General features: G+C 65.1%; 12 protein-coding genes. 6 read left to right on the top strand and 6 right to left on the bottom strand.

The genetic code is table 11. The features are described from left to right. The first annotated feature begins 37 nt into the window (after positions 1 to 37). The 4 genes from BLT92_RS13755 to BLT92_RS13740 are packed head-to-tail and all read left to right on the top strand — an operon-like array spanning position 38 to position 2773. Positions 38 to 244: an MbtH family protein gene (locus tag BLT92_RS13755; RefSeq protein ID WP_009884248.1), complete on the top strand. Its 207-nt coding sequence runs from the start codon at positions 38 to 40 to the stop codon at positions 242 to 244. A gap of 47 nt (positions 245 to 291) precedes the next feature. Further along, positions 292 to 1227, top strand: coding sequence for an ATP-binding cassette domain-containing protein (locus tag BLT92_RS13750; RefSeq protein ID WP_456236396.1), 936 nt, complete (start codon positions 292 to 294; stop codon positions 1225 to 1227). Continuing rightward, positions 1224 to 2024, top strand: coding sequence for an ABC transporter permease (locus tag BLT92_RS13745; RefSeq protein WP_092106420.1), 801 nt, complete (start codon positions 1224 to 1226; stop codon positions 2022 to 2024). Before BLT92_RS13750 ends, BLT92_RS13745 begins: the two co-directional genes overlap by 4 nt. Continuing rightward, complete coding sequence (locus BLT92_RS13740; protein ID WP_092106418.1) at positions 2021 to 2773, top strand: 4'-phosphopantetheinyl transferase family protein; 753 nt, start codon at positions 2021 to 2023, stop codon at positions 2771 to 2773. The genes BLT92_RS13745 and BLT92_RS13740 overlap by 4 nt, the downstream gene beginning before the upstream one ends. Positions 2774 to 3096: 323 nt before the next feature. Here BLT92_RS13740 and BLT92_RS13735 read toward each other — a convergent pair whose 3' ends face one another. From BLT92_RS13735 to BLT92_RS13715, 6 genes are all read right to left on the bottom strand, one after another. Beyond that, positions 3097 to 4890 carry an MFS transporter gene (locus BLT92_RS13735; RefSeq protein WP_092106416.1) on the bottom strand — a complete coding sequence of 598 codons (1794 nt, stop codon included), beginning with the start codon at positions 4888 to 4890 and terminating at the stop codon, positions 3097 to 3099. Between the two features lie 128 nt (positions 4891 to 5018). Next, positions 5019 to 5720, bottom strand: a complete 702-nt coding sequence (locus BLT92_RS20915) for an MFS transporter (RefSeq protein ID WP_231938835.1) — start codon at positions 5718 to 5720, stop codon at positions 5019 to 5021. Beyond that, a complete protein-coding gene (locus tag BLT92_RS20910) occupies positions 5680 to 6285 on the bottom strand; it encodes an MFS transporter (RefSeq protein ID WP_231938834.1) in 606 nt (201 codons plus the stop codon). The genes BLT92_RS20915 and BLT92_RS20910 overlap by 41 nt, the downstream gene beginning before the upstream one ends. A gap of 164 nt (positions 6286 to 6449) precedes the next feature. Beyond that, on the bottom strand, positions 6450 to 7436 hold the full coding sequence (locus tag BLT92_RS13725) for a M56 family metallopeptidase (RefSeq protein WP_092106414.1): 987 nt from the start codon (positions 7434 to 7436) through the stop codon (positions 6450 to 6452). Next, entirely contained in the window at positions 7433 to 7822 is a 390-nt protein-coding gene (locus BLT92_RS13720; protein ID WP_092106412.1) for a BlaI/MecI/CopY family transcriptional regulator, read from the bottom strand. Before BLT92_RS13720 ends, BLT92_RS13725 begins: the two co-directional genes overlap by 4 nt. Next, positions 7819 to 8409, bottom strand: a complete 591-nt coding sequence (locus BLT92_RS13715; protein ID WP_092106410.1) for a hypothetical protein — start codon at positions 8407 to 8409, stop codon at positions 7819 to 7821. The genes BLT92_RS13720 and BLT92_RS13715 overlap by 4 nt, the downstream gene beginning before the upstream one ends. Before the next feature lie 143 nt (positions 8410 to 8552). On the opposite strand from BLT92_RS13715, the gene BLT92_RS13710 reads away from it, so the two are divergent. Then, positions 8553 to 9287, top strand: a complete 735-nt coding sequence (locus BLT92_RS13710; protein WP_197679616.1) for a DsbA family protein — start codon at positions 8553 to 8555, stop codon at positions 9285 to 9287. Between the two features lie 6 nt (positions 9288 to 9293). Then, on the top strand, positions 9294 to 10583 hold the full coding sequence (locus tag BLT92_RS13705; RefSeq protein WP_092106406.1) for a hypothetical protein: 1290 nt from the start codon (positions 9294 to 9296) through the stop codon (positions 10581 to 10583). Positions 10584 to 10609: the final 26 nt, after the last annotated feature.

Genomic DNA, 10609 nt, shown 5'->3' with positions numbered 1-10609 from the left:
AGATACATCTCAAGCATTCAACAGGAGATGAGGAAACGTGAATAACCCCTTCGATGACACCACAGCGACTTTCCGCGTGCTCGTCAATGATCTTCAGCAGCATTCTCTGTGGCCGTCGTTCGCCGATGCTCCCGCGGGGTGGGCCATCGCCTTCGGCCCGGCCGAGCGCGATGAATGCCTCGAATTCGTCGAGGCGAATTGGACGGACATCACTCCGCGCCGGCTGGCCGAGATCGCGTCATAGTGATCCGCATTGACCAACTGAGAAAGAACTTCGGAAGCTTCAGAGCCTTGGACGGAATCGACCTGCAGGTCGACCAGGGACAGATCTTCGGGCTGCTGGGGCCCAATGGGGCAGGCAAGACCACCACGGTCAAAGTTCTGTCCACGCTGATTCGTCCCGACTCCGGCGATGCGAGCGTGGCGGGGAATTCGGTGATCGCCGATCCCACCGCTGTGCGCCGCAGCATCGGATTGTCGGGACAATATGCGGCCGTCGATGAGAAGCTCACCGGCTACGAGAACCTCCTCATGGTCGCCCGTCTCTACGGGATGGGCCGCAGCGATTCGCGCGCACGGGCTCACGAACTGCTCCGGGAGTTCGCCCTCGTCGACGTCCGCGACAAACGCGCCGGCGCCTATTCCGGTGGCATGCGACGACGCCTGGACCTGGCCTCGGCTCTGGTCTTCCGACCGCCGGTGGTCATCCTCGACGAACCCACCACGGGCCTCGACCCGCGCGGCAGGCTGGACACCTGGGACGTCATCTCCACTCTTGTCGGACAGGGCACCACCGTGCTGCTGACGACCCAATACCTGGAAGAGGCCGATCAGCTGGCGGATCGCATCGCCGTCATCGACTCCGGCCGAGTCATCGCGGAGGGGACCTCGAACGAGCTCAAGGTCAGCCTCGGCGCCGAACGGATCGCACTGACGCTGACCAGCCCCGATGCTCTTGACGAGACTCTGCGCGTCCTCGAACGCATCCTCGGAGGCTCGGTCAGGCCGCAGCTGGACTCGACCCGGCAGCACCTCACTGTCCCGGCCCCCCAGGGGCAGAGAACTCTGCTTGAGGTGCTCGGCGCCCTCGAACAAGGCGGAATCGTCGTCACCGAGGCGGCCCTGACCCGGCCGACACTCGACGACGTCTTCCTGGACCTGACCGGGCACCCGGCCTCGGCGGAGCCTTCGCCTCAGGCGCGTTCGGAAGCCGAGGTGGGAGCATGAGCGCCATCACCTCGGCGGCACGCGACAGTTCCGTCATCGCCTGGCGCAACCTGCTCACCGTGCGCCGCACTCCCGGGGCACTGGTCACCGGAGTCGTGCAACCGGTGATCTTCGTGTTCCTGCTCGCGTTCGTCTTCGGCGGCAGCCTGGGCGGTGCGCCGTATCGGGAGTTCCTCATCGGCGGGATCCTGGCTCAGACACTGACCTTCAATTCCTCCTTCACCGCCGTCTACCTCGCCAAGGACCTCCAGCTGGGGCTCATCGACCGGTTCCGGTCGCTGCCGATGTCTCGGGTGGCCGTCATCCTGGGCCGGACCACATCCGATCTGGCCACCGGCGCGATCTCCATTGTGGTCACCATGGTCTGCGGACTGATCATCGGGTGGCGCATCACCGAGGGTCCGGGGTCAGCGATCCTCGGCATCCTGCTCCTGCTCCTCTTCGGCTTCGCCATGTCGTGGATCGGTGCGTTCATCGCGTTGACGGCGCGAAGTGTCGAGGTGGCTCAGAGCCTCGGCCTGATCTGGCTCTTTCCCGTCACCTTCCTCTCCGGTGCCTTCGTCTCGATCGACACGCTTCCCGGCCCTCTGCAGACGATCGCCGCGTGGAATCCGGTCACGGCCGTGGCCACCAGTGTCCGAGAACTCTTCGGCAATGTCTCTCCCGCTGGGTACACCTCGGGTTCGGGATGGGCGGCCGACAATCCGATTCTCTACGCGGTGATCAGCTGCGTGGCAGTCATTGCGATCTTCTCCACCGTTGCCGTGTCCCAGTACCGAAGCATCAGCAGGCGATGACCGCAGCAGCCATCGAGTACATCCTCTGCGATGTCGGCACAGTTCGCCGGGCGTGTGCCGAGCACAGCTGGCTCGACTCGGTGCTGTCATCCGACGAGATTGATCGTTCCAACCGGTTTCGGCGTGCCGACGATCGGGCCGGCTATCGCTGTGGGCATCTGATTTTCCGGCTCTTGGCCGCCCGCAGCCTGGGGCTCGATCCGAGCAACGCCGGTGAGCTGAGGTTCACCCGCACGTGTCGCAGCTGCGGCGGCCCCCATGGCAAGCCTCAGATCGCTGGGGAGGTCGCGGGTGCGGAGCTCAGCATGTCCCGTTCGGGGGACATGCTGCTGGTCGCCTCGGCACCGCCTTCCTCACCCATCGGCGTCGATGTCGAACGCATTCCCGCCGAGGTGTTCACCGGCTTCGATGACTACGCACTCGCTCCGACGGAATCTGTTCCCCACGGTGGGGACGGGGTACGCAGACGGCTCGAACTCTGGGTGGCCAAAGAAGCCGCGGTGAAGACAACAGGACATGGGCTCGCCGTGGCACCCAACAAGCTCGAAGTCGTCCGGGCCGCTGCTGCGACATCACCGGCTCATTCTGCTGCGCAGTGGACCGCCTCAATCAGCGCTGCCGCGTACTCGGACCTGAACCAGCTGAACATCGCCTCCGTCCCGTGCCGTCCTGGGTACAGTGCAGCTCTGAGCTGTCCCGGAGCACCACGTATCTCCTCACTGGATCTGTCGGATCTCCTCGCCGGGTGACGATCGATTCGATCCGGTCTCGGAGTGGCCTCGTTGCGGCGACGTTGTCCGTGAAGAAGACCGAGGTACTCTTCGACACGACGCTTGGATTCGAAGTGCGGCACGCTCCGAATTCCTCTCGGCTCCGCCGACGGAGCCATGGTCCACTCCTCACAATGTGCCTGCGTCAGGCCCTGTCTGAGACTGGGGGCTCAATAGGGCTCAATAGGGAGCGCCGCCGAGCATACTGGCGACCAGGGCCAGCACCGCGACGACGGCCAAGACAATGATGAGCACACGTTTACGCATACTCCCGATCCTACTGTGGGACGCCGGGGCAGTGTCTATGCCTCAGATTCCCGGTCCGTCGTCTCCAGTCTGCCGCGACGGCTGCGTCTGATGTGCCCCTGCCTGATGGCTTCGCGCACCGCGGAGTGGAACCGACCCGGTCCCCAGCGGCGGGCACCGATGGCGCGGTGCAGCTCCGTCTCGGAGACCGGCTGCATGTCGCGGACGTAGTCGATGATGCCCTGCACCTCGTTGCCGGAGACCTCCGGTGGCACATCGCGTGAGGACACCGACGGCCACGGGGCATACACGCCCGCCGATCCTGGACCCGGGCGCAGCTTCTGCCGTCGGCTCTGATCCGCATCCCGCTCCCCCGCCTCGGCGGTCTCTTCCGTTTCTTCGTCAGCGTCCTCGGCCGTCAGCGGACGGGCGATGGCCTCGAGGTCGGCTCCTTCGGCCTTGACCCCGAAGATGAGTTCGGCCACTCCCCCGAGGGCCATGACGCCCGCACCGATGCAGAACGCCATTGCGACCAGCGACCGGTCACCGGACTCGATCATCCCGCCGAACAGCAGTGGGCCGACAATGCCGCCAGCGGCCGTGCCGATGGCGTAGAAGAACGCGATCGCCAGTGCCCTGGTCTCCATGGGGAAGATCTCACTGACCGTGAGGTAGGCTGCGCTGGCACCGGAGGAGGCGAGGAAGAAGCACACGACGAGGATGAGCAGGAAGAGCCATTCTCCTCCGATGTCGGCATTGAAGACGCCCGCGAGAACGACGGCGACGACCGCTGATCCGATGTAGCTGAAGGAGATCATCGGTTTGCGCCCGATGGTGTCGAAGAATCTGCCCAGGATCACGGGCCCGGCGAAGTTGCTCAGCGACCACAGGATGATGAAGATCGGCACAGTTGTGGCGGCGACTCCGTAGAAGCCGTTGAACAGCGTCCCGAGATTGAACGTGATCCCGTTGTAGAGGAAGGCCTGACCGACGAAGAGGACGAGGCAGAGGACCGCTCGCTTCGGGTAGAGCTTGAAGGCGACTCGCATGATCTCGACGAAGGAGATCGTCTTCCGCTGCCGCACAGTGATGGTCTTGTCCGGCGCGGGCAGTGTCTGCGCGGTTTCGGCTTCGATGCCGTTCTCGATCTCGCCGACGACGCGTTCGGCCTCGTCCTGCCGGCCATGGATGAACAGCCACCGCGGACTCTCCGGGACGTTCTTGCGGACGACGAAGACGAAGATCGCCAGCAGCATGCCCACGGCGAAGGCCAGACGCCAGCCGATCATCTTCGGCAGAATGTCGGTGTTGAGGAAGAACAGCGTCGTGGCGGCACCACCTGCGGCGCCGAGCCAGTAGGAGCCGTTGATGATGAGGTCGATCCGGCCTCTCACCCGAGCGGGAATGAGTTCATCGATCGCGGAGTTCACTGCTGCGTATTCGCCGCCGATCCCAGCACCCGTGAGGAAGCGGACGAGGAAGAAATACCACGCGGAGAATGAGAACGCCGTTGCCACCGTGGCGACGAGATAGAGGATGAGGGTGATGAGGAAGAGCTTTCGCCGCCCGAATCGGTCGGTGAGCTGGCCGAAGACGATGGCACCGACGCACGCCCCGAGCACGTAGATCGCACCCGCCATTCCGATCTGGCCAGCGGTCATATCGATGCCGCTGCCCTCTTCGGTCATCCGGGCGGCGACATTGCCGACCATCGTGACTTCGAGTCCGTCGAGGATCCAGACGCTGCCGAGGCCGACGACGACCATCCAGTGGAAGCGCGCCCACGGAAGCCGGTCCAAACGGGCAGGCACATCTGTGCTGACCGTACCGAGTTCGACATCCTTGCTCATCAGACACCTCACCGTATCTCTGCAACGCACCGACACCGTATCGCCCCGGCACCATTTTGAGGATTTTAAGCACGTCGCGAAGGGCCCGACAGGGGCTGGTGATCATTCCCGAGGGAGAGTATCCTTCCTCAGTTTCTGCTCGACTTGCGAATGAGCACCACTGCCAACAGCACGCAGAGCAGGTAGACCAGCCCGACAGCGGCCCAGCCCAGCTGGAAGCCGCCGGGTGAGCTGACGAGCACGCCCATGCCCAACGGTCCCAGGGAGAACCCGGTGAACATGCCTGCCGTGACCATTCCGCTGGCGGAGGCCATCGACGTCGAGGGGATCGACCGCATGAGCGCGCTCATCAGCACCACAGAGACACCGAGCGCCGAGGTGCCGTGCAGCGCCGCAGCGACCCACAGCATCCATACCCAGCCGGATGCTCCTGCGCCGTAGAACATCGCTGCGCCAGCCGTGGCGATCAGCGCAAGAAGCAGCAGCAGGTGTGTACCGGAAGCACCACGGGCCATCTGCCTGGCCCAACCCACTCGAGCGGCCACACCGATCGCACCGGCCACCGCCGCGGTGACGCCGCCGAGCACGAGTGAGAATCCCAGCTCACGCACGGAGAACAGCGGCATGTAGACGTTGGTCGCCTGGACCCCGATTCCGTTGAGCAGCCCGAAGGCCGCCAGGGCCCACACCATACCCGGGTGCCGCGGGGAGGAGGTGGGAACAGCATCGGTCGCCCCGGTGTCGGTCGCCCCGGTGTCGGTCGCCCTGGTGTCGGTCGCCTCAGTGGTGTCAGCAGGGTGCGAGGCGGTGAGTGTCAACAGCGGTGTCACGCGCAGAGAATGCCACATCAGCACCATGAGGATGAGGGGGGACGATCGCGATGGCCAGCGCCGCGCCCCGCCATCCGGCAGCCGCCGCCAGCATCGGGAAGGCCAGGCTCGCCGTCAGCTGACTGGCCTGAACTCCGGACTGCTTGACCCCCACCCAACCGATCCGCTTCGTGACCGGCACACGCTCGAGAAGGACCCGATTGGTGACGCCGTTGGGGAAGGATTGGGCGATGCCCGAGATGCCTGCGGCGGCGAGCAGCATCCAAAAACCTGCAGGGACTGCGACCAGCGCCATCGCTGCTGCGGCGAGCACGAAGACCAGCGTCATCAGAGACACGTCGGAGTGCCTGTCCGCTACCCGCCCCAGGGTCGCATTGCCGATGGCTGCGCAGGCGAAACAGACAGTGGCCAACAAACCGAACTGGGCTTCCGAGATGCCCAGGTCGACGATGATCGAGTCGCTGACAGCGCTGAGTCCGTAGAGCAGGAGCGGCCCTGAGCCGACAGCACCCAACAGGACCGTCAGAAGGCCTCGTCCCGGTGCCCCGTGCTCTCTCCTGTTCACCCGTCACTCTCCTCGCGCTCCACTCCAGCATGGTAGTCCTCGGCTCGGCTGCGGTGGAATGAGTCCGGCTGGTGACCACGGCGTGCAGCACGTGGACAAGGCGCGGATCTGGTTCGACAGCGTCGGCCCGTCCGTGCGCAGCCAGTGCACCGACAGTGCTTGGGTCAGGGCATGACGCAACCGGTGGCCAGGACCGTGGCGTAGGAGTAGAACACCGAGGAGAAGACCGTGACGAAAGCGGCGAGCACACTGGCGAGTGCCATGACGGGCAGCACCCCGGACGTCATGTCAGCGGGTGAGACCAATTGCCGGATCCGGTCGGGTCCGGCGATGTTGAGGGCATAGGATCCGCTGAGGTGGCCGGTCACGTCCGTGGGCTGCCCGATCTTGAGCAGGGCGCTGGCCAGAGCCGGAGTTCCCGCGGTTCGTCGTGCACGGTCGTCGGCGGCGATCTCAAGGTAGAGGGGGATGGAGGCGGCCACCTCGGCGAACAGGGGAATGAACGACAGCGGCCGCACGAACGTGTCGATGATCGCCATGATCCGATGATGCCCGCCCTCGACGTGGGCTCTTTCGTGTTCGAGCACGGCGGTGAGCTCGTCCTTCTCCAGGCTCGAGCACAGCGCCTGGGAGACGACCACGCCCCCGTACTTATGCGGCAGCGAGAAGGCGAAGGGAGTTTCCTTGTCGAGGACGTTCAGCGACCGGCCGTTGATATCGGCGATGGTCGAGCCGCGCAGCAGCCGCGCCGCAGCGGAGGAGTTCTCCCGGCGGCGTCGTGCGCGCTGGCGAAGACCCCACACGACGGAGAAGACGGAGACCAGGAGTGGGAAGACGAGGAAGAGGACGACCGGGATCAGGGTTTCGACTCGTGCGAGGTCCGGGAACGGACTGGCCGCGATGAGGCAGCGCGAACAGACGTCCGCGAGGGGAACCGGAAGCACGTCAGGACCTTGGAACAGTGAGGCGGCCAGCAGGCTCAAGGCGGCGACGACCGCCCACCACATCAGGGGCACGGACAGGAGCCCGAACACAGCGAGTCGCGGTGCTCGCATGAGAACCGGGGCAGCCGTCCTCACAAGAAAGGGACCGATCCAGGTGATGAGGGCGAACAGTGCGGCCGCTCCCGCGCCGATGAGCAGCAGACTCATCCGTGCTCATCCTTGGAGTTGAGGTAGCTGCGCAGGAGTTCGATGTCCTCGGCGCCGATGCCGTCGACGAAGTGCAGGATCGATGCCGCCCGGTCTCCCCCGTTGACCAGTGCTTTCTGCATGAGTGTCGCGGCGTGCTCTTCGCGGCTGATATTCGGGGTGTGGAGGACTGATCGGCCCTGACGTTCACGTTGGACCAGGTGCTTGCGTTCAAGATTGGTCAGCACTGTCGCGATCGTCGTATAGGCGGGAACGTTGTCCGAGGCTTCGATGATCTGCCTGACCGTCAACGGCCCCTCGTCCCACAGCAGGTCCATGACCTGCTGTTCGAGCGCGCCGAGGCGGATCGGCGATGATTTCTCGGTCGCGGCCGATTCCGATGTCATGGCAGACGGCTCCTTTCGCGAGTGGGCACCGGGCAGGAGAACTGCCCCTTGAGACGGACGACCACCGCGACCAGCAGCAGGACGACCGACAGGACCGCCAGCACGGGCTGAAGCGGTGCGAAGTATGTGAGAGCCCCAGTGTAACCGAGCACGACGAGCGCGATCTTATTGCACACCGGGCAGCCGACGGCGAACCAGCCGAGCATGCCGCCGACGGTGCCGAACGTGCCCCCGCGGCGCTCGGACCGGTCATCGACCACCTCGGCTTTGGCAGCCTCGGCGCCTTCGACCGTCCCCGTTCCCTCATCGGCGACGTCCTGGGTCCCACGGGGACTCGTCGCGCGAGCGCCGGGCTCGCGGACATAGGTGGCGATGAGCACGCCCAGGAGGACCGACATGAGAATCCAGACCGGATAGTCCCACCACACCGGTGGAATGTCTCTGGAGAAGAAGGAATTGGGGATGAGCACCGTGGACATTCCGATGATGAACACGGAGGCGCCGGCGGTCGCAATGGCGACGAGGATGCGGCGGGTGTTCCACATGCGAAGCGCCCGGGTCGCGTCGGAGAGATATGAGAACAGCACCTTGGTCCCTTCTTTGCGCAGCGTCGAACAGTCTGTTTACTATGGGAGTTAGTATACTATGCCAGATAGTAAAGTTCCATCATGCGTTGCCTCGGCTGCGCTCTGATCCGACTCTTCCGACCCGACTTCCTCAGGAGGTTCCCGTGTTCCGTTCTGCTCGCGGCCCCATGGTGTGGCTCGTGCCCTTGGCTGTCATCATCCTCGCTGCGGTGCTCATCGGCGTGGTCATCGTCAACCAGGGCCCGTCCGAGGACAGCGCGAACGCGCATTCGCAGAGCGAGTCGGGATCCGGCGGCGAGTCCGAATCCGGCACCGAGGAGGTCGATCTGTCGTTCGTCGAGCACAGGGTCGAGGGCGACAGCCACGCGCTCGGCGAGGTCGATGCGCCGGTGACTCTCGTGATGTTCTCCGACTATCAGTGCCCGTACTGCGCGTCCTGGAACGAGGAGACGATGCCGGCCATGATGGACTACGTGGACAAGGGCGATCTGCGGATCGAGATGCGCGACCTCGCCGTCTTCGGTGAGGAGTCGGAGAGGGCAGCTCGCGCGGCCTATGCCGCCGGACTCCAAGGCAAGTACTGGAAGTTCCACAACACCCTGTTCGAAGGCGGCGAACATCCCCCGAAGTCCGAGCTCGACGACGACTCTCTGGTGTCGACCGCCAAGGACCTCGGCCTCGATCCCACGAAGTTCAAGGGAGACATGAATTCGGTCGAGGCTCACGAAGAGTTCGACGCCACGGCCCAAGAGGGCTACTCGCTGGGCGTGGCCAGCACCCCGACATTCGTCATCGGCGGCAAACCTCTCGTGGGTGCGCAGCCGACCAAGGCATTCGTCGGCGCCGTTGACGAAGCCCTCGCCGAGGCGGAAGGCTGAGAAGGCGTGCGACCACGGTCCACCGCCTCGGCGGTTCTCCCCCTCACTCTCGTCGTTGCCCTCGGACTCAGCGCCTGCTCGGGGTTCGGCTCGGGCTCACAGTCGTCCGAACCGAGCACGGCAGGCTCACAAGCTCCGAGCTTCGACTCCGGTGAAGCTGCGAGCGTCGAGTCGGGTGAATCAGGCAGCGCTTCCGCTGCGGAACGCACCGTCGACCCCGGCTGGGACGCCCCGGCCCAGGAAGCGGACGGGACGTTCCTGTCGATGCACGAGAACGACGACAGCCTCGAATATCGCGCCGTCGACTCGGGTGGTCAGGTTCTGTGGACGGCACAGCGTCCCCGCGCCTGTTCCGCCTACCTCGTCACCACCACCGATGACGGACCCATCGCAGTCCTCATGGACCAGGGCTCTGCGACAGGTGACTCACTCACACCGACGGCGAGCGGCTATGACCTCACAACCGGCCAGAAACGGTGGGGACCGGTGGAAACACCCGGAGCGATGCTGGGCAACGGCCTCGTCTTCGCGGGCGCACCGAAGGACTTCATCGGAATCGCCGGGCCCCGCACCGCGCTCGACCCGGCCACCGGAGATGTGGCCGCTGTCGAAACCGAGAATGAGAGCGACGACGCCTCGCCGCGGGTGGTCGCGCTGTTCGGTGAGCACCTCATTCGCAGTCAGGACGGCGACATCGTCGGGGAGGATCTCGACGGGCACAGGCTCTGGACTCGGGCAGCTGAGGACTTCGGTTTGTCTGCCTCCGAGGCCCGGGAGGTTCCCTGGGAGCCGATCGGTGAAACCCACGCGCTGCTGGGCGATGCCGGTAGCGAGGAGCGAATGCTCATCGACCTGGACTCGGGGGCGAGCGTCGATTCGAATATCTCTGGGGCCTGGTTCGACTCATCGAGCGAGACCCTGGTCACCGCCGGGTCCGATCTGCTCGGGTTCGACTCTGACGGGACCAAACGCTGGAACACGCCTTTGCCCGAGAACGCCGAGGTCGCTGCCGTAGGAGCCGGTCTCATCGTCTTCGACTCGGAGAGTGGGAGCCGCTCATCAAATGGGAGCCGCTCGACAAGTGGGAGCGGCTCCTCGAGCGGTCATGACTCAGATCGCGCGGAGACGGAACGGCCGGTCACTGCCAGATCTGCCCGGGACGGAAGCCGGGCCGAAGGCGGCACTGCCCTGCTCGAGGCGATCGAACGCCTCGGGTCGCCCCACCACATCTCCGAGTCCGGTGCCGCGCTCATCGGTGACCCGCAGACACCGCTGTTGGTCACGAGTCGGAGCTGACGGTGGCAGCGCCAGACCGCCGTCAT

The organism is Brevibacterium picturae (genome assembly GCF_900105045.1).
GTDB lineage: Bacteria > Actinomycetota > Actinomycetes > Actinomycetales > Brevibacteriaceae > Brevibacterium > Brevibacterium picturae.
This window is presented reverse-complemented; position numbering and strand designations above follow the sequence as displayed.